The following is an 18,068-nucleotide window of genomic DNA, read 5'->3' as shown; positions in this document are numbered from 1 at the left end:
ATGTCATCAATCCAAAACAGGACGGTTGAAACCGTCTCAGAAATTCGCACAGAAGACCTCGACTGGCTCGCAACTGGGGCCGGAATCCTTGGAACCGGCGGCGGTGGCGACCCACGATTGGGCCGGCTCCGTCTCGAGACCATCTTCGAGAATGAGGACTACCCAAACCATGTCGAAATCATTAGTCCTGAGGAACTCAGTCCCGACGCGACGGTCGCAAGTGTTGGTGGTATGGGTGCGCCGACGATCAGCCGTGAGAAGTTCCCGAAAGGGGATGAGGATCTGAAATCACTCCGGGCGATTGAAACGGCATCCGGGGACAAGGTGGACGCCATCATCCCCGGTGAGATCGGGGGTGCAAACAGTATGGCGCCGCTGTGTGTCGCTGCACTCACTGGTCTCCCTGTCATCGACGGTGACGGCATGGGGCGAGCGTTTCCCGAACTGCAGATGGATACGTTCTTCATCTACGGGGCGCCCGTCAACTTTGCTGCAAACACGGACGAGCACGGAAATCAAGTTGTCTACCAGGATATCCAGTCTGCCGCGCAGCTTGAGAAATTCGCCCGCTCGATCACGGTGGATATGGGTGGCCGATCCGGGTATGCGTTCCCGCTTATGGAGGGGTCATTCGTCAGCGAGTATGCGATCGCTGATACCGTCTCGCTTGCACGTGAACTTGGACGCCGCGTTCATGAGGGACGTGACGGTGGTGGAAATCCGATTACGGCGATTGAGGAGACTCTCGACGCGAACGCACTCTTCACAGGGAAGATTGTCGATGTCTTCCGAAGGAATCGAGAAGGGTTCGCATTCGGGGAGGTGTCACTTGCCGCACTCGATGGAGATGCCTCCTTGACGATCGAGTTCCAAAACGAGTTCCTCATTGCTCGTGGGGAAGATGACGCTGTGCTCGCATCGGTACCCGACCTCATCTGCATTGTGGATAAGGATACTGGTGCCCCCATTACAACCGGCTCACTCCGCTACGGACAGCGAGTCAAGGTTATGGGGGTCCCAGCACCAAAGCTCCTGAAAACCGATGCAGCACTCGATGTGATCGGGCCCGGCGCATTCGGCTACGACATCGAGTATCAGCAACTGTCTGAAAACTCGGCCATCGGACGGTAGCGGACAGGTTCCGAGCGAAGGCCTGTCCTTGGGTATTAAACAAATTCAGAAAGAACTCCAAACAAGAAAATAATGTCCGAAAGTCCAGCTAACCCGCCAGAAGAGAGAATGGAAGAAGAGCAACAGTCAACGTCGGAGTCGCTTCATCGTGAGCTTCTCGAAGGATATCTCGATGATCACGACTACGATATCTTCAAAGCCCTCAACGAGGATGGGCGGGTTTCGGACACAGAACTCGCCGAACAAGTCGGGTTATCACGAACCGCAGTCCGACGGCGTCGGGAGAACCTACTGGAGCGGGGAGCTGTCGACGTTCACGCCGTGATCGTGTTGCAAGAACTCGACCTCGCGTACGCGGATGTACTCGTCAAACTCGACAAAACTGCACCTGCAGGGGATCGTGACGCGCTAATTGAGTCACTGATTGATGAAGAGCTGGTCTATTCTCTCGATTCATGCATGGGTAGCTATGATCTGTTCGTACGGCTCTGGCACGAGACATTGAATGACCTGAAGGATTACACATGGGACCTATTTGAAGATAGAGCAGTCATCGAGGAGTACGAACTCATTCCGATGGTTCATACGTGGAAAGCTTGGGACAAGGAACTGGACCGTCCAACACAGGACTCGTAGCATTTTCTCGTCCTGAAAGGAGTAGAGAATATTAGAATCTTAATAGAGTCACACGACCCTGTCGATCAGAGCTACGGTTCTGTATATTCGGTCACGATCTCTTCAATCGGTTCACCCACCAGATTATGGAGCTGTTGGAGCTCCTCAATCGCTTCGTGAACCGATGCTTGTGGATTTTCGATATTGAGTAGGACCGACTTCGCGACGAGCGCGTATGCACCGTTGACGTACTCCCAACCCGCGTCCTCGAATGCCTCTTGAGTCACTCTCGAAGACAGTTTCTCCCGGAGTTCGTCTTTGCCCGTATGCTCGATGTCCAACCGGAGCCTGATTGTAGGCTGTTTCTGATTCAGTGAGAGGTGCGGTTCGTATTCGATGTTCGTTCCGGGCCCGATATCTCGCCACTCCGGCTTGTAGAGTTGAATATACGTATTCGGTCGGGTGTTCGAGGTCCATTCATCATGGCCGAAATCCGCAAAGAACGTCTCCTCAAGCGAATTGTAGAGTCGCTCTTTGTCACGTTCGAATGCGTCTTGCACTCGATTGATTGTCTCGGCGTATTCAGTGTACAGTACGGTCTCCTCGGAAATCTGGTTGATGTCGCCCATGTTCAGTTCGAGTTGAATCGTATCGATGAAATCCGCCAGCTGTGCGCTGCTCTTCGAGGGGTATTTTCCGAATCCCTTAGTCAAAACAGTCTCTAGTTCCGCAACTATATGCTCCCACGAGATATCGACGAAGTCCTCTGAAACTGAGGTAGGGGCATCTTTGGGAGCAATGTAGACGTACTCGTCAGTCCCGCTGTGTTGGCGCGTGTTGAGATCACCAAGCCTCGTCGCCTCGGCGTATCGGTTCGTTTGTGCGTTGGTCTCTGGCGAATCTACCTTCAACTCAATACAGACGAACCATTCGTCTGGTTGTCGAAGAAGGATATCGAATATGCCGTTCCCCGTAGACACCTGCGATGAAACTTCGACATCTCCTAAGTTCCGTGGAGGGCCGGACATGGAAGTTTCACCGTGTGAGTAGAGGGATCTCAGGAAAGCTCGGAGCGCGTCTGTGTCAAACCCATGTGGGTTGGTGGGGTCAAGGAAATAGACGAGTAGTTCTTCCCACCGTTGTTCGACCCTCGATTGGCCCAAAATTTCTAACGTCGTTTCGGGTGGTCTTTCAATGTTATCGAGCCCCCGCTGGAGGTCCTCTAGTTGCGCTCGGTGATCTGTTTCATCCACTAGCACTACAGTATCTGTAATATCAGAAGTAGCTTTGGCTGCTTCCACATTTTCACACTACGGGGATTTCGATTCGCATACCTATTTCTGCAGTTGGTTGTGCCTCTCTCAGAGGGTTACAATAAGGGCTCTCCTCTCTGTCCTGAAAAGAAAGAAGCCCGAAGTTTAGAATTGCTCAGTGGGCCCAGCTGATTCCTCCTCAACCTGCTCGTACATCCCATCCGGGAATGGGAGACTCCCCCAGATCGAGTAGGGACACTGGTCCTGGCCGATGCAGTAGCGCTGCAGATCGTCGTTGTCGCAGTTCATTGGCAACGGCGTGTCGCCGTCGATCGTGTTCGAGAATTCGTAGCGAACCTGGTATTCGGTCTCCTGCTCGTCGTACCACGGCCACCGGGAGAAGACGTCCTTGAGGTCCACGACGATCTCGTCGAGGCTGCTGTCCTGATACTGCGGGAGCCACATCACCATCCGCGCGAAGTTGTAGAGGTCCTTCCGGACGGGCTTCTTCTCGTGTAGCCGCTCCTCCATATTCGCCATACAAGGGAGCTCGAAGAGGCCCTCGATCTCCCGCACCTCGATCTGTTCGGCGCCGGTCCCGGCCCGCCCAATTCGGTACGTATTGACGCGCCCGTCGCGGTCGATCGTAACGGCCGAGTGGGACTCGTGGTCAGCCAGCGTCTTCGCGAGACTGCTCGGACTCGAGATCCAGTCCGTCACAGAGGATGCCCAGTCGTCATCGGCGTCGTACGCGGCGACCGCCCGATAGAGTTCCTTTGCCGTGTGGAACTCACCCGTTTGAGCACCGTCGTCAGGTGCATCACTCAGGGCCCGCCGAAGGACGCGGATCGTCCGCTCCCCACGGTCCCAGTTCCGCCAGAGCCGCTCGTGATGGCCGGTCTCGAGGAACCGGTTGATCCGCTCCGTGATCGCTGACTCGTTCGTAGTCAGCCACGTTAGCTGGTCGTCGGAGAGGCCGTCCTCCTGAACTCGCAGGAGGTTCTTGAACGCCCGCCCAGCGTAGTCGCGATACTTGCTGTCGAAATCACCGACCGGGACGTACAGCTTGTTGTCTTTCACTCGCGTCAATATCTCTCTCCCCTCGTCACTCCCCGTCGATGACTTGTCCTCCGCTCGAACGAGACACTTGCGTGACGCCGCCGCCATCGGAATTTCGAGGTAGAGACCCTCCCCGAACTCCGGTATTTCTGTAATGCCCGTACAGACCCGCCCAGGATGTGGGCCATCCTCACTGGGCTCCTTGCTGTACAGCACGTCGGCGATGTCCTGCTGGAGTGACCCATCGCCGTGGGCGCGGATGAGAGAGGCGAGATTGTTGACGTACAACTCTCGGATGTCGTAGAGTACCTGGATGTTCCGGGGCGACGCGTGCTCGAACTTCGGGTGTGCTTTCACACAGATCGCACTCAATGTCGCGAGCACGGCGAGTATCCCCGGCTCGTCGACGAACGGCTCCTCGGCGGCGTCGGCACGAACCTGTTCTTTGAACGCGGCCGTCCCGAACCGCTCGACGTCGTTCACGAGGTCCTTGGGCTGGTCCTCGCCGTCGACGACGTATCGGTTGTACCCACGCGTAAACAGCTGGTTGATGCGGGTCTCACTGTACTCCAGCGGGAGTGCCGCAACTCGATACGCCATGTCCTCGTCGTCGGTGGGCGTGCTCGGACTCATTCGTCGATCACCTTCGGCGTCGCCGACAGAACGTCGAACGCCGGGCTCTCGATCGGTTGGACGATGCTGCAGACATCAGCGTGGAGTGAGTAGGGTAGCCGGGCGACACGCCGGCGGTCGGCCGTCACGACGGGGTCGATCGGGATGTCGTACGTCTCGAGGAGGAGGTCGTTCAACACCTCGCGACTCTGCTCGTCGTATCGGTGCGCCGGGTCGGTATCCAGCAGGTAGACGTGGACACCCTGCCCGGTGTACACGACCATCGTCTCCTCGGCGTTGAACTCGTCCTCTAAGATGTCGCGGACTTCGAACCCGTACTCGATGGCGCGGTCGAGGTCTTCGAAAGCGTACGGATATCCTTTGGGAGCGGCGTCGAGGATTTCCGCGTCGTCGAGGAGCACATCGTCGTCCCGATCGTCGACATCCGCTAAGACCATCTCGTCCGCTCGGTCTCGGGCGATATCTTTCGCGTCGATGTCGACGAGGAGGACCCACGGGCGTTTCCAGTGGTCCAGCGCATAGTAGACAGCGTCGGGGCACGGTCCCGGTTGCTTCAGTACTTCCGGGTCTGCAAGCGCGAACGTGCTCCGGCTGAGGGGATCGTTGCGAGCCGGATGCCGTATGAATTCTACAACGTCCTCGAAGTCGTCGAATTCGGGTGTTGTTCGTTCTCCCGACGCATCTGTCTGCCACGTATCCCGACGGATGAAGTCCTTGTCAGGAATGTCGTCTTTACGAACGGGGTGGGAATCTCGGAAGGCGACGGCGTACTGTTTCGGGCCGGTCGCCGTGATGAACTCGGGGATATCATCGATGTAGCCCGGGAACTCTTCGGCGTAGTAGGCAACGATCTCCTCGCGAGTAGCCTGTCGCCACGTCATTGATTGACCTCCTGATCGAGATTCTTGAATCCCCGAACAGTGGTCATCCCCGCGGCATCGAAGTCCGCTATAGCGTCTCGAATCGTCGAGAAGGAACGTGCGTCTCGTCCGCTGACACTCTCTTCGATCCGGTCCGCGTCGGCTAGCCTATCCAGAACTTCGACGGCCGTTTCGCGGTTGTTGAATGCCCAAATCGCGTCTGCGTCTACTGAACACAGCTTATCGTAATCGTCACTGGGTGCGTGGATGTTGTTACTCGGGAGTTCGGCTTCCCCGACCCAGACGAGCTCATCGTTTTCGTCGAACCCTGCGACATCGAACACGGTGTCGCCATTGTGTTCGTAGTATGGCTCGATGCGGGCGACCTCGTCCTGCTGTTGAAGCCACAGCTCGAGCAGTCGAACACCAACCTTGTGAGGTGTTTTCTCTCCAACATCCCCCAATCCGGGGCCTATCTGCAGCTTTTCGCCGAGGAGTTCGCGTCCTGCTGGAAGAACGGTGTAGTATTTGCGACTACAGGCCGAGGCATCTTCGACGAGATTCTGATCGATAAGGCGTTGGAGATTGAGCTCCTCGAACTCATCCCGCAGTGGACGCATTGAGTCGAGAAGGGTGTACTCGGTATCCTCTCTGTTCATCACATCGAGAACCCGACTTAGGAAATGGACATCATCACGGGAGAGACCTCGTTTGTGGAGTTCGTCATCCGGAACGGCGACTTTGCTTTCGCGGATGGGCGTCGCTGTGATCTCCGGTTCCTCGGCCCCTTCATCTGGGGTAGCATCGCTACCTTCGTCCGGCCTGCCGATGGATACGCATGTCTCCTCAGATCGTCCTGCAACCCCACCCTCGTCAGTTGACTTGGTGGATGTCGAGGCGGGGGCCTCAGTCTCAGAGGTGACTTCCGCGATAAACGAGGATTGCGTGGGATTCGTTTGGGAGTCGTCATCCTGTGGTCGAGCCGCTGTCTCAGCTGCCGAGCTTCCCCACGTATCTGCGTCCGATTCGGCATCAGGAGTTGGTTCTGAGAGCCCATACTCTACCTGTGTTCGCTTTACCATTCGCGGTCGCGACACGGACTCAAAATGGTCTTCCTGAGGCTCTGTGAGCGGCTGGTCGCTTTCTGGATGCCCCGGCGCAATCGGCAGCGGCTTCAGCGAAAACGGCGGCGGCCCAGTCTCCCCGAACGACGGACTCGGGAGTTGGGCGATCCACTCGCCACTTGGGAGCGTGTTGATTCGGTTGCGGAGTTCGGTCGGGCTGAGGTCCTCGTGCGCGAGCGACTCCGCGAGGTCGCGCTCGATCGAGATATTGCCGATGAGCTTCGTCCTGATGTTGTTCAGCACCTCGTCATAGGCCCGCTCGTTTCGGTTTCGAACCTGTCCGGGGAACTGCATCACGAGCCCCATACTCAGGCCGAACGACCGACCCTGCGGCAGAAGCTGCTCGGAGACGAGCTTCGTCGACGCGACCGGGGCCGCCTCCTCGATGATGAGGTTTGTGAGCTGCTCGTAGTCTGTCTGCCCGTCGCGCCGGCGCACCTGTACGGCGTCCCAGAGGTTACTCAACAGTAGCAGAGTGATCGCGCGCTGTGCTTCCGGGCGGAGGTCGCCCAAGTCGACGATGATGGTGGCATCTTCATCGAGGAAGTCTCGGAAGTCGAACCGATTGTCGACGTACTCGCCGGCGTCATTCTGCTCGGGGACGTGGCTAAAGATCCGTCGCAGATGCGCGTCCTCCCTGAGCTTGTCGAGGCGGTTCCCGACCGCGTCCATCGACACCTGAAACTGGTGGTTATCCTTTGCGAAGTGGCGTGTTAGCGATTCCTCGATGTTCTGGTTATCCGCTGAGACTGGAGGGATCGTCTGGTCGCGCTGCATCTGGAGGGCGGCAGCGAAGAGGTCGTCCAGCCCGAACACGTCGCTCCCGTACTCCTCGTCGAACAGCGCCTTGATCAGGTAGCTAAGGATCTCGTTTGCGACGAACGCCTGTCCGTACTGCTCGCGGCCCATGATCATTCGCAGGATGTCGTGGAAATGGTCAACCTTGTCCTGAATCGCGTCCGCCCGGTTGCGGCCGGCCGCGAGCGCGGGGCGGATGTCGAAGAAGGAGAACGCAGGGATGGTCTCCGGGACGCGGAAGTGGTAGACGTCGTCCAAGCCTTCGAACCGCTCGTAGTGGCAGCGCAGGTAGTTCTCACACATCCCGTCCCCCTTCGGGTCGACGAGGACGACGGGGCCACCCGTTGTCTCACGGAGCGAGAGGGCGTCGTTGATGATGGCCTTCGACTTCCCGCCGCCTGTCGACGCGAATCGCCCGTAATGCGTCGGCAACAGGTCCGGCGGGATTCGGATCGGGTCGGGTCGCGGCTCACCGTTCTCGTCGAGGGCATACCCAATGGCCATCCCTTCCTGAAACTGCTGAATCAGGTCCGGATTTGGCCACGGGAGCGGGTTCCGGCTCTGCTGTTCGGCTCTGGTTCCACGCGTCCCTTCGACGGTCAACTGTTCGGAGGAGGGAACGAGGACGAAGTTCGCGAGCTCCGCCCCACCGAGGATCAGCTCGGGACGGGTTTTCCCCCGTCCTGTCGTGAGCTCGCGGTCGAGGAAGCGCTGAAGGGCGGCCCGTGCCTTCCTCTCCTTCGTTTTCTCCCGGAAACCGGTGTCTCGGAGGCGTTTCCCCTCAACCTCGTAGAACGGTCCATCAAGCGGGTCGAACACGGGGAGGAGTGAGTCCATCCGGGCATCGAGATCGTCGCGAGTGCCGTCAGTGGGGACGCCGACGGCTCGAATGTTGGCCGTGAACGACCGTTTGGCGTTCTTCGCGTCGATATACTCGATCCGCTTCTCGACGGACTCGCTGAGCTGCCGGTCGTCCTGATCGCTCCGCTGATCCTCGACTTCGAGTAACGGCCCGACGAGCTCCTGGAAGAACGTGTCGCGGCCGTCAACGAGATCCTCTTTCCGTACCTCCGCGTCGGACTGCCACCTGGCACGCCGCTGGAAGACGACCTGGAACGCAGTCGGCGCTGTCGCCTCCATCAGGTGGTCGATCAGCGACGCCAGGGCCGCGCCCGGTTGGTCGACGGACGAGAGGTCGTCATTCGTGTCCTCCGTTGTGAACGGCGTGAGCGAGGTCATCCAGTCCTGCTTTCGCGACGCGGCGCCACACCATCGGACACCAAGCGGAGAGACGGCGTCGGGTGCTGGCCGCGCCCGAATCGTCCCGCTGGGGTCCATCGTTGGCTTCGCGATGTCGTTCGATGAGTCGTCCGTAGCGAGCGCTGCTGGCGGGGCCAGTTCGAGAGCGGTCTCACCGACGACTACGTGGTGGTCGGGGACGGAATCCGCGGCGACACCACCGCCGGTCGCCGACCCGGCAGCTGTTACTTCTCCTTGCTCTCCTTCCGTCTCGGTGATCTTGTACCGCTCGTCTGTCCCAAACTCGTACTGGAGTTGCCCATCCTCGTAGTGGCTGACAAACTGCTCCGGCGTCAACTCGACCGGCTGAATGAGGCGATCGGCGATATCGATATCGACGCGCTCGATGTCGAACGTAGCCGGGTAGATAGAACGGAGGCGTTTCTCGAGTGTGTCGAGATGAGCATCGGCGCCGTAGAAGAACTCCACCGGCTCATCCGGGCCTTCGCTCAAAGCCAAGAACTCGAATCGCGGTGGCGTCTTACTGTGGAGCGGGTTCAGCTTCGCCTTGAGATCTGACGAGCCGGGCGTAGTCAGTTTGTGAAGGCTGTCGAGAACCCGGGGGATACTCTCCGGATCGAGTTGCTCGGATGTCGGGGTGACGCGCAGGTAGTCAGCCATCGGTGGGTTCCTCCGTAGAACCGCCGCCTCGTTCGGTCGAGACGACTTCTGGTTCTTCATTCGTTTCGTTCGTTCCATTCGTTTTGGCTGTTTCCTGCTGCTCGAGTTTCTCTCTGAACTCCGCCATTTCGGTATCCACGTTCTCGTCGCCGGCGCCGGGAAGCGAGGATCGGACCTGTGCGGTCGGGTCGAAGTCGAGAACTTGCTTCTCTTTGGGCATCGCCTCGACCTTGATCCCACGCCACTCGCCGTCGACGCCGACGAGTGCCTCCGAAAAGCCGGCGTCCTCGTTGCCGGGCACGGCGTCCTGAACGAACCGCATCTGTGCGTAGTTCAAGCCGAACTCGTCGGCCCACTCTTCGTCCATCCCGTCGAGGCGGTGGAACTGCTTGACCGCACACTGATCCAGAATCGCCTCGGATTCGGCGTGCTCGAAGAACTCGTCGACGGTCTGGGTTACCAGCCGGATCGAGAGGTCGTGATGCCGGTGGTGGCGGGTCACTGTCTCGAGGAACGCCAGGCTTGCGGCATCCTGCATGATGTACCGTGCCTCGTCGATGTAGAACACGACCTCCTTGTCCGAGACTTTCGCCCGCTCGTACACGAGCGAGATGAGCAGCTGCATCGTTAGCGCCGTACTACTGTCGACGCTGCCCTCTTGCTGGGCGAGGTCGAGGTAGATGACCTTCTCGTCCCGGATGTCGAAGCCGGACTCTTGGCCGAGGTTGGCGTGGCGACCGTCCGCCTCGAAGGGTCGGAGCTGGTCGAGGAGCCACGTCGCGTCCTCTTTGATCTTCCCCGCCTCCTCGTCGGACCGGACGACAAACTCCTCGGGGTCGTTGACCATCTCCTCGAAGACGTCCATCATATCCTGAATCGTCGGGCTCGGGTTGTCGTGCGTCGAGATGTCGTCAGTGATGCCGTTGCCCTTGTACGCTCGCTTGAGCCCGAGTTCGAGCGTCGTTCGGCGGTCACCCAGCGAGATGCCCCGCAGCGCGAAGAAGTTCGAGAGGAAGCTCATCGCGTCGTCGAGTTTCTCGTTGAACGGGCTGGCGTCTTCGCCCATCGCCCGCTGGACGTGCTCGGGCGTCTCCCGAATCTCCAAGGGATTCAGCCCGAGCGTCCCGCCGACCGTGATGCGTTTAGCGTCGAGTGCTTCGGCGACGCCGGCCCAATTGTTCAACGGCTCAAGGATGATGCCGATACGGTCCTTGCTCTGCTCAATCGACCGGATGAAGTTCTGCTTCGAACTGAACGACTTCCCCGAGCCGGTGTCGCCGACGGTGAACATCGCGTAGCCGTTGTCCCGGGCGAACGGGTCGATGACCACTGGGCTCTGGTTGTCCTTGTGAATCCCGAACTCGACGCCGCCCTCCTCGAGGATCGTCGCGTTGTGCGGCGAGGAGAGCAACGCGCCGACGGCGCCGCCGAGCGCGATCGACGTCCGCCCGAACTCGTTGTCACCGATTGGCGCGGCGGACTGGAGCGCGAGATCCTGCCGACAGATCGCCGTCTTCGGCGTGAGGTTCGCGGGGTCATCACGGAGCGCACTCTTGACCGTCTGGACCGCGTCCCGGAGGTCGTCCTTCTCGTCGGCTCTGACCGTGATGAACATCCCTTGGTCGAAGACGTTCGCGCCGTTCTCGACGGCCTTGTACGTCGCTGCGGCCTCGTTGGCGCGTTCCTGCAGGTAGGCACTCCGGGCGCTCTGTTCGAGGTCGGCGTCGACTTGCAGGTCGTCCGCGATGTCCTGTAGCTCGTTCCGCGCCCGTTCTTGGTTCTTCGGCGTGATGTGGGTCGTCAGGTCGAACTGCACGTCCGTCATCTCGAAGAGGTCGCTGAGGTAGCCATCACTGGGGTAGTCCGGGTAATCAGCGATGTACAGCGTCGTCGTCCACTGTTCACCAACCCGTGCAGCTCGTGTCTCCCACTCAATGGCGGACGGTGCCGTGACCGTTTTGTGCGACTCCACGATGTCGTCGAGGAGTTGGCGTTCGGCCGCGCCTTGTTCGATGGTCTCCTCATCGAGGAGATCCGAAAACTCGACCTCCTCCTCCTCGTCACTGTACCAGTCCCAGAGGAGCTTCCCGCCGCTCCCGACCAGTACTGCGAGCAGAATGTAGAGGGTCGCCCCCTCTGCTGAGGTCGGATTCGTGAGCCACTCCGTGAGCTGGCCGATAGCTCCGCTGCCCGTCTGAAGGACGAGGTTACGCATCGTGAGCCTCCTCCCGGCGCGAATGGCCGACGATCGGTTGTTCGCGAACGACGCGCTCCGCGTTGTCGTAGTCGTTTTCGCGGCCGTTCCAGAAGTCCATATTCAACACGAAGAGTTCGACCGTGCTGATCCGGCGCGCGGACCAGCCCGAGGCCTGCTGGATGAACTCCGACCGCACGTCGTTGACCCGGCTGTCCAGCTTCTCGAACATCTGTGCGCGGCGCTCGACATCAGTGAGGTTCTCGCGGCGGGTCACGAACGGGTTGAACAGGAACCCGATGACGGGGAACTGCGTCAACTTCTCGGCCGGCGTCCCCTCGTCACGGAACCGGTCGTAGACTTCCAGCGGGGTGACCTCGACGCCGATGTAGTACCGCACCTGCTGGATACCCCGTTTGCGCATCTCCTTCGGTCGCGTCTCCCGATACTCCTCGAGGAGCTCCCGGAAAATCGGGTTCTCCGTAACGTCCTCATCGTTCAGCCGATCTTCGATGTTCTCGGTGATCTGCTCCACCGGAAATGAACGGGTTGTTGCGTGGAGCTTGAGCTTTGAGTCCAGTTCCTTGTTCGCGAACTCCTCGCCGGCTTCCTGCAGTTGAGCCCAGTCATCGGACATTGCGAAGTCCATGTTCCCGGGATCGATCTCGATGAACGCTTCCATCGTTCCATCATCACGCTGGATCGCGCCAGCCCCTGGCCAGGCACGCTCGATGTTGGTGAGGTCCTGCGTTCGCTCGTCCGGTTTGAACGGCGTGTAGTTCGCGAGCCCACCCTCATTCCGCGCTGTCTCGTTGGTACTACTGTCAGCCTCTTCCGGGGCGCTGAACGTAACCCGCGGTCGCTTGACGTATCGATAGACGTCTTTCGTCCACGTCCACGCGCTGAGGTGGTCCGGCGAGACGTAGACGACCGCGATCCCGAGCCCGAAGCCTCCCGCGACAAACGGCAGAGCGAGCGAGTCGATGCCGGTGAGCCCGGCAACGAAGAGGCCGATAATCGGGAACGCGATGAGGACGCCCATATCCCCCTCCTCGATGTTGAGGTAGGGGACACGGCTCTCTTCACCGAGCTCTTCCATCATTCGTCGTGCGGCTGCGTCTTGATCTGCTGGCATGATTGTGGTAGCCACTAGGATTGTTCTCAGTACGCCGGTACGATGGTTCGCGGTCGGGGTTGTCTTCACCCGTCTCTGGCCCTGCGACTTTTTGCGCAGCAGCATGGCCTGCAGCGGCTTTCGGTCCCCACCTGGCGGCAGTCGTTGCGACGCTGGCTCCGCCGAAGTAGGCCCCTGCAGCGACACCTCCAATGAGAGCAACGCCGCGGGTAGCGCTGGAGAGTACTTTTGCTGTCAGCGGGGTCGCGTATTGGAACGTTTTCCACGAGACATAGAGCGCAACGAGTGGGAGAGAGCAGGCTACAAGGTATTTGAGGAACGTCGTTTCTGGCGTAAGGGAACCTCCAGAGTAGAGTAAGTCATATCCCTTGAGGACTACCGCAGCAGGTAAAGGTAAGAGAGCTAATGGAACGAAACGCTTGCTAAACCCCATCGAAATGTCAGAAAGGACGGGGACATTGCCATACGCAACGGCAAACGCAAGGGGCATTCCATACAGGTAGACATAGAGAAGCACTCGTCGAAGGTAAAATAGTGCTTCAAGTGCCCACATCGAGGTTCCTCCGATGAAAGCAAAGAGTAGACCAAGGACAGGGTTGGAAACTGACTCCGTAATAAATTGTAACATTGCAGACGAGAGTGAAGACAATTCTGGCATCAGAGCGATTGTAAACCCGTCAACAAGGTAGAGGGCGAGAGCTCCGATCCAGTACCATATGACTATCAGAAATGCTCCGATCCAAGCGGTTTTCTTGGTCTTCCGTGCCTCGTAGGAAGTTCCAACATTGAATATACGGATCGCGTGGCGACCTTGAACTCCCATCACGAGGAGCAAAAGAGAGATGAGCATAATCTCGCCACCAATGAGACCCTCATGGATCGCCAGCCACGGTGCGTTACTCGGTTCCCCGAATATGAACGCGCTATCAGTCTGAGGGGCAGGGGTCCCAAACATCCCCTCTGTTATCATTTGATATCCCGATCGAAGGCCGTCCAAGAACACATTAGTTAGCCAATCAACGACTTTTTTCGCACCTTCGAGTACGACATCGATGAGATCGACCATGGTTAGTCCTCAGAGATTGTAACTTCACAATCACTCATATCCATAGACCCGGAATACTGAACATCGAAGATGTTCAAAATCTCGTTTCCACCGACTTGGGTTCGGATTGTGACAGTGAATTCACCACTATTGCTGTCGGTAGAACATCCCATACCGCTCTCAGATTGAGAACCGAATGGAAATGAATTACTGAACAGATCTGTCTCTTCTCCGGGAGGAAGGATCACCCTCTCAGTTTCGTACATTCCACTGCCGCGAGGGTCTTCAACAGGATTCGGAATATCTCCAGAAAAGCTCAGCTCTACAATAGCATCCGGTCCACTCCCGGTATTTTCGACCGTTACATAGGCTTCTCCATTCTTCAGACGATCTGTCTCAGTATCGCCGTAGATCTCATCCCAAGGCTTGTTTGGGTTGTTTCGATAAAGGCCCACATCCCGAATATGGAGTTCAGGTCGAATCAGTTTGGAGCTCTCAGCTAGTGTTTCTCCACCGCTAAGTGCCGTGACAGTATACTCACCGGGCTCATAAGCAGTACCAAGCTCAAAAGATAACTGTTGTGAGCCAGCAGCAGTCTCTTGTTGAGCGAATAACTCACCATTCGGTTGGATAAGGTTAATCCGATCCAACCCCACCTCTGATGAATATTCAATCACGAGGGTAGTGCCCTCTACAGCGATTCTGTGAATGATATCCTTGCCACTTGGAGAGGCTGAAGTATTCTCAGGCGAGGGATCGCCATCTGTACTCAAACATCCGGCCACGCTCACGAGAGCGGTACCGGTGATTGTTCGGAGGGCGGTCCGTCTGCTAAGTGGGAATTTGTCTCGGGTCATGAGTTTTACCGAATGATGTCCTCCGGACTGAGCATCTGCAGGAGTTGCTTCCCAGCGTAGAACATCACGAAGAACGGCAGGAGCTGCCAGCCAACTTCAAACACCAGCGCAAACCAGCCCTCAATCGTCCTGAGTGGATGCCACCGAACCGTCGCAGTGTCACTCACATAGGCGGGGTCGTGCTCGATCCACGAGCCGGGATGGTACCGAACCGTGTAGATCCCCGGCTCGTCGATCGTTACGGTAGCGACACCTGATGTATTGGTCTCGATGCGCTGATCTGCAACGGTGATGTATCCGTCCCTGGACGGTCCACCGATCGGATACTGACGGCTTTCGTCGAGAAGGATTGGTGCGCCGGACTGGTTGTTGCGAAGCTCAACTCTGAGAGTTGCTTGTGACTGATTCTGCTGGATGATTTCCGCGGTAAGATTACTCCCATGGAGCTTCCGCTCGGAGCCACCATCTGGTTCGGTGATCGAGGCATTCACTCCGCGAACGATCCCCGCAACATGGAGGTTCTCACGCTCGACGTTTTCGGCTCGAACGGCGACGCCGTACGTCGTCGTGTACGATCGGTTGACGACGTCGATGTTGATGTTCTCACCGAGCGTCTCGACTGGTGATGGGCGGTCACTCCCCCACGTCTCGATGATTTCCGGGCCATCTCGAACAGGCTCTGCGCGTGGGCCTATGCGTGAGGGGTACGCGTGGACGTAGACCGGGATTGCATCGGACTCGACGGTAGCACTTCCTGTCTGGTCCGTTCGAATGAGCGTATCCCAGTTGGTGTTACGAGCGGTATAGAACCGCCAGACGCCACGAACTCGTGATTCACCGTCCGCCGTCAGCGTGTACCCCTGCCACGGCCGTGCCTGGAAGATCGCGACACCGACGTCACCATTCGGATACTCGGAATAGTAGGAGGACGCGGAAAGGTCGTAGATCTCGACATCGATCGAGTCGGAGACGTTGCGCGACCCCGTTTGGTAGGTGACGTTCGTCCGACCACCCATCTGCGTGGATTTCTTGAGCCGGACGCTAATCTCCGCTTCCAGTGTAAGGGTTGTATTGCCATCATCCTCCAGCTGGTAGTCGAGTGCTGGCGTGTGCGACCCATCACTCTCGGCGATGACCTCTTCACCCTTCTTCAGCCGAACTTCATCGATCTCGTGCTCCGTAAGCGACCACTCAACCGTGGTGTTGCTGGACGAAGTCTCGTTCGGGACGCGCACTCGATAGTCGACGAAGCCGCGCATCGTTCCGTTCGGAGCGATGTACAACGGCGTTTCGCCAGCTTCGAGATGCCCTCGCGTAGAAGGATGGACAGCAAAGACTGTCGCATGGGCGTCCTCGATAAAGACGCTGTCCTCGAGGTCCGCGTGAGAGGGGTGAACGGACGTATCAGCATCGCCGGCCGCGAGATCGTCGAAGTCGTTACGCGTCCACGTCGCGGCGGTCGCCGGTGGACGCTTGAACGTGATGTCCGTGCCGTTCGCGAGTTCATGGATCGCGGAGCGATTTTCTCCGTACCGTTGGCGGTACTCCTGTTGCGTCATGTAGTTGTCCGCATCACGCGACCACAGCGTTGCCGATTCGTTCTCTGAAAGCCCGTTCTCCTCCGTCCCCGGTCGCGGCGGATCGGCCGTGACGACACCCGTGACTAAACTCGTCGCGAGCAGCACGGCCACGAAGATGGAGAGCTCTCGATGAGGCATGGGCTAATGTGGGAAGCTTCGTGGGACTACCAAGGGACGAGATCGACGCACTGTGCCAGCGGAAGTCCCATCATCGACCCAGCAACCGTATACAGTGGGCCAAGAACCACGAGGACGACCGTGGACTTCATCGCTGAGCGCTTGTGTCGCTTGAGGCCCTTCTTCTGCTCGGGATTGAGGGTGAACATCTCGATGAGGGAGTCAGCCTGCCAGACGATGGCGAGGCCGACGATTCCCAGCGCTGTGGTCAGCTGGAAGAACCCCTCAATCATGCCCGGGAGGTTGTCTGCGCTACAGACGGCGTTACTCTGGGCGGCGACCGGCTGGACAGCGAACAGGCTCAGGAGGACGACGGTGAGCGCTGCCTGCCGAGGGACCTTCCCCATTAGCGGTGACTGATTTTCGACGCTACGCTCAGGGTCGGAGGGAGTCTGGTCCTGTGCCATAGCGGGTTAGTCGTCAGTGGCGTCTCCAGCCGTTGGCTGGTTCTGTTGCTCCTCGACGAGCGACTGGAGGTCGTCGAATCGGTTAGTGTCTTCTGCGATCTTTTTGAGCGTGTAGCCCTGCTCGCGGGCCCGTTCGAGGAGGTCGCGGAGTTCATTGGGGTCGACACCGCGGACTTCCATTTCCTCACGGAGGGCACGGCGATAGAGGGCGGAGGCGTTGATGTGGTCGTTCCACATCAGGTACAGGTCATCGATATCCTCGATGGTGACTGATCTCGTGATCATACATGCGGGTATGGGTATGCACCGGCTGAGCCCCGGTACATATTGGCGCGTTAGCTGGATGATGCCTAAATACTTTCTGGCTAATAATAACTACAAATTTGTTAAATAGATTATAACTCAATTACATGTTATTCTCGTAGAAAAAGATTAACCAACACATACCGAGTTCTGTGAGGATCTGTTGGTTAAGACTAAGAATCAACTCGCTTACTCGATCCCCACAACTTCGCCGTTTCCCTCGTAGAGGATTTCGCACTTCAGCCAAGAGTCCCTCACCTTCCTCGTGGAGTGCAGTACCTTCATCGAGGACGCACTCGTCCGCGTCGAGCTGTTGCTCCAGTAGCTCGATCTCACTTACAAGGAACTCTTTTCTGCTCGTCCTCGAACCAGCCACGCTCTTCGAGTTCGCTTCGCAGTCGCTCGACGGTAGCCGCCTGGTCGCCGTCGCCGACGACGATCACCTCCCACGGTTTGAGGTCGATTTTCCCACCTTCGACCCAGTAGTCGATATCGCCCTCGAGGATGACTTCGGTCCCGTCCTCGAGGTCGGCGTCCATCTCCCGGTAACGGTTCGCCCAGATCATACAGGGGAGCTCGGCCTCACCGTCGGTGAGCGTGAAGTAGAGCGCCGTGCTGTTCTTGTGGAGGTCGGTGACTTCGCCGATACAGCGGACGCCGTTGAGGGCAGGCGTGTCCTGGACGACCGACGCGATCCGGTCGTTCAGCTGGGACACGCTAAGGACCTCTCTCGCATCGGGTTCGACCGCCTGCCGTTCGGTATCCGGTGCGTCCGCCATCTCCGTTTCCTAACTTGTAAACTGCCCTACCCTACTCCCTCGGCGCTCTGCGCCTCGGTCCTTGAGGGTAGGGCTTTGATGTGGACTCCCGGCAATCAGTCCCCAGCAACAGGCTGGTGACTCTCGCCGTTCAACGTCCCACCATTTATACGCACGTCTACTGGTGCGTCTCCGCCCCCCGACGTGGGCGAGGAACTT

General features: G+C 58.3%; 14 protein-coding genes and 1 pseudogene. 2 read left to right on the top strand and 13 right to left on the bottom strand.

The features are described from left to right. Window positions 1–1,131, top strand: a complete 1,131-nt coding sequence (locus ACQE3L_RS08785) for an S-methyl thiohydantoin desulfurase family protein (RefSeq protein ID WP_426963404.1) — start codon at window positions 1–3, stop codon at window positions 1,129–1,131. Between the two features lie 108 nt (window positions 1,132–1,239). Beyond that, window positions 1,240–1,767, top strand: coding sequence for an AsnC family transcriptional regulator (locus tag ACQE3L_RS08780; protein WP_426963489.1), 528 nt, complete (start codon window positions 1,240–1,242; stop codon window positions 1,765–1,767). A gap of 71 nt (window positions 1,768–1,838) precedes the next feature. On the opposite strand, the gene ACQE3L_RS08775 is transcribed toward ACQE3L_RS08780, so the two are convergent. The 13 genes and pseudogenes from ACQE3L_RS08775 to ACQE3L_RS08715 form a co-directional block, all read right to left on the bottom strand. Next, complete coding sequence (locus ACQE3L_RS08775) at window positions 1,839–3,047, bottom strand: PD-(D/E)XK nuclease family protein (RefSeq protein ID WP_426963403.1); 1,209 nt, start codon at window positions 3,045–3,047, stop codon at window positions 1,839–1,841. Window positions 3,048–3,164: 117 nt separating this feature from the next. Beyond that, window positions 3,165–4,691: a primase-associated protein gene (locus ACQE3L_RS08770; protein WP_426963402.1), complete on the bottom strand. Its 1,527-nt coding sequence runs from the start codon at window positions 4,689–4,691 to the stop codon at window positions 3,165–3,167. Next, entirely contained in the window at window positions 4,688–5,572 is an 885-nt protein-coding gene (locus tag ACQE3L_RS08765; protein ID WP_426963401.1) for a bifunctional DNA primase/polymerase, read from the bottom strand. Before ACQE3L_RS08765 ends, ACQE3L_RS08770 begins: the two co-directional genes overlap by 4 nt. Continuing rightward, window positions 5,569–9,393, bottom strand: a complete 3,825-nt coding sequence (locus ACQE3L_RS08760) for an ATP-binding protein (protein WP_426963400.1) — start codon at window positions 9,391–9,393, stop codon at window positions 5,569–5,571. The genes ACQE3L_RS08765 and ACQE3L_RS08760 overlap by 4 nt, the downstream gene beginning before the upstream one ends. Further along, the gene (locus ACQE3L_RS08755) at window positions 9,386–11,608 is read right to left on the bottom strand and encodes a VirB4 family type IV secretion system protein (RefSeq protein WP_426963399.1); all 2,223 of its coding nucleotides are present in this window, start codon (window positions 11,606–11,608) and stop codon (window positions 9,386–9,388) included. The genes ACQE3L_RS08760 and ACQE3L_RS08755 overlap by 8 nt, the downstream gene beginning before the upstream one ends. Beyond that, window positions 11,601–12,722, bottom strand: coding sequence for a TraC-like domain-containing protein (locus ACQE3L_RS08750; protein ID WP_426963488.1), 1,122 nt, complete (start codon window positions 12,720–12,722; stop codon window positions 11,601–11,603). Before ACQE3L_RS08750 ends, ACQE3L_RS08755 begins: the two co-directional genes overlap by 8 nt. Then, window positions 12,670–13,788, bottom strand: coding sequence for a TrbL/VirB6 family protein (locus tag ACQE3L_RS08745; RefSeq protein ID WP_426963398.1), 1,119 nt, complete (start codon window positions 13,786–13,788; stop codon window positions 12,670–12,672). Before ACQE3L_RS08745 ends, ACQE3L_RS08750 begins: the two co-directional genes overlap by 53 nt. A gap of 2 nt (window positions 13,789–13,790) precedes the next feature. Next, window positions 13,791–14,624: a hypothetical protein gene (locus tag ACQE3L_RS08740; protein ID WP_426963397.1), complete on the bottom strand. Its 834-nt coding sequence runs from the start codon at window positions 14,622–14,624 to the stop codon at window positions 13,791–13,793. A gap of 5 nt (window positions 14,625–14,629) precedes the next feature. Further along, complete coding sequence (locus tag ACQE3L_RS08735) at window positions 14,630–16,342, bottom strand: DUF8186 domain-containing protein (protein ID WP_426963396.1); 1,713 nt, start codon at window positions 16,340–16,342, stop codon at window positions 14,630–14,632. 26 nt (window positions 16,343–16,368) lie between these two features. Beyond that, window positions 16,369–16,788 (bottom strand): DUF7985 family protein, encoded by a 420-nt coding sequence (locus ACQE3L_RS08730; protein ID WP_426963395.1) that lies wholly within the window; start codon window positions 16,786–16,788, stop codon window positions 16,369–16,371. Window positions 16,789–16,794: 6 nt separating this feature from the next. Next, on the bottom strand, window positions 16,795–17,073 hold the full coding sequence (locus tag ACQE3L_RS08725) for a hypothetical protein (RefSeq protein WP_426963394.1): 279 nt from the start codon (window positions 17,071–17,073) through the stop codon (window positions 16,795–16,797). Window positions 17,074–17,423: 350 nt separating this feature from the next. Continuing rightward, a complete protein-coding gene (locus tag ACQE3L_RS08720) occupies window positions 17,424–17,870 on the bottom strand; it encodes an exodeoxyribonuclease VII large subunit (RefSeq protein ID WP_426963393.1) in 447 nt (148 codons plus the stop codon). Window positions 17,871–17,965: 95 nt separating this feature from the next. After that, window positions 17,966–18,068 (bottom strand): annotated as a pseudogene (locus ACQE3L_RS08715) (RNA-guided endonuclease InsQ/TnpB family protein); the annotation flags it as partial.

It is taken from the genome of Haloparvum alkalitolerans, assembly GCF_050122995.1.
In the GTDB taxonomy this organism is placed as follows: domain Archaea; phylum Halobacteriota; class Halobacteria; order Halobacteriales; family Haloferacaceae; genus Haloparvum; species Haloparvum alkalitolerans.
This window is presented reverse-complemented; position numbering and strand designations above follow the sequence as displayed.

Bases quoted from the DNA above. Each gene is read 5' to 3' on its own strand.
- ACQE3L_RS08785 (WP_426963404.1), top strand. From the start codon at position 1: ATGTCATCAATCCAAAACAGGACGGTTGAAACCGTCTCAGAAATTCGC.
- ACQE3L_RS08780 (WP_426963489.1), top strand. From the start codon at position 1,240: ATGGAAGAAGAGCAACAGTCAACGTCGGAGTCGCTTCATCGTGAGCTT.
- ACQE3L_RS08770 (WP_426963402.1), bottom strand. From the start codon at position 4,691: ATGAGTCCGAGCACGCCCACCGACGACGAGGACATGGCGTATCGAGTT.
- ACQE3L_RS08765 (WP_426963401.1), bottom strand. From the start codon at position 5,572: ATGACGTGGCGACAGGCTACTCGCGAGGAGATCGTTGCCTACTACGCC.
- ACQE3L_RS08760 (WP_426963400.1), bottom strand. From the start codon at position 9,393: ATGGCTGACTACCTGCGCGTCACCCCGACATCCGAGCAACTCGATCCG.
- ACQE3L_RS08755 (WP_426963399.1), bottom strand. From the start codon at position 11,608: ATGCGTAACCTCGTCCTTCAGACGGGCAGCGGAGCTATCGGCCAGCTC.
- ACQE3L_RS08750 (WP_426963488.1), bottom strand. From the start codon at position 12,722: ATGCCAGCAGATCAAGACGCAGCCGCACGACGAATGATGGAAGAGCTC.
- ACQE3L_RS08745 (WP_426963398.1), bottom strand. From the start codon at position 13,788: ATGGTCGATCTCATCGATGTCGTACTCGAAGGTGCGAAAAAAGTCGTT.
- ACQE3L_RS08740 (WP_426963397.1), bottom strand. From the start codon at position 14,624: ATGACCCGAGACAAATTCCCACTTAGCAGACGGACCGCCCTCCGAACA.
- ACQE3L_RS08735 (WP_426963396.1), bottom strand. From the start codon at position 16,342: ATGCCTCATCGAGAGCTCTCCATCTTCGTGGCCGTGCTGCTCGCGACG.
- ACQE3L_RS08730 (WP_426963395.1), bottom strand. From the start codon at position 16,788: ATGGCACAGGACCAGACTCCCTCCGACCCTGAGCGTAGCGTCGAAAAT.
- ACQE3L_RS08725 (WP_426963394.1), bottom strand. From the start codon at position 17,073: ATGATCACGAGATCAGTCACCATCGAGGATATCGATGACCTGTACCTG.
- ACQE3L_RS08720 (WP_426963393.1), bottom strand. From the start codon at position 17,870: ATGGCGGACGCACCGGATACCGAACGGCAGGCGGTCGAACCCGATGCG.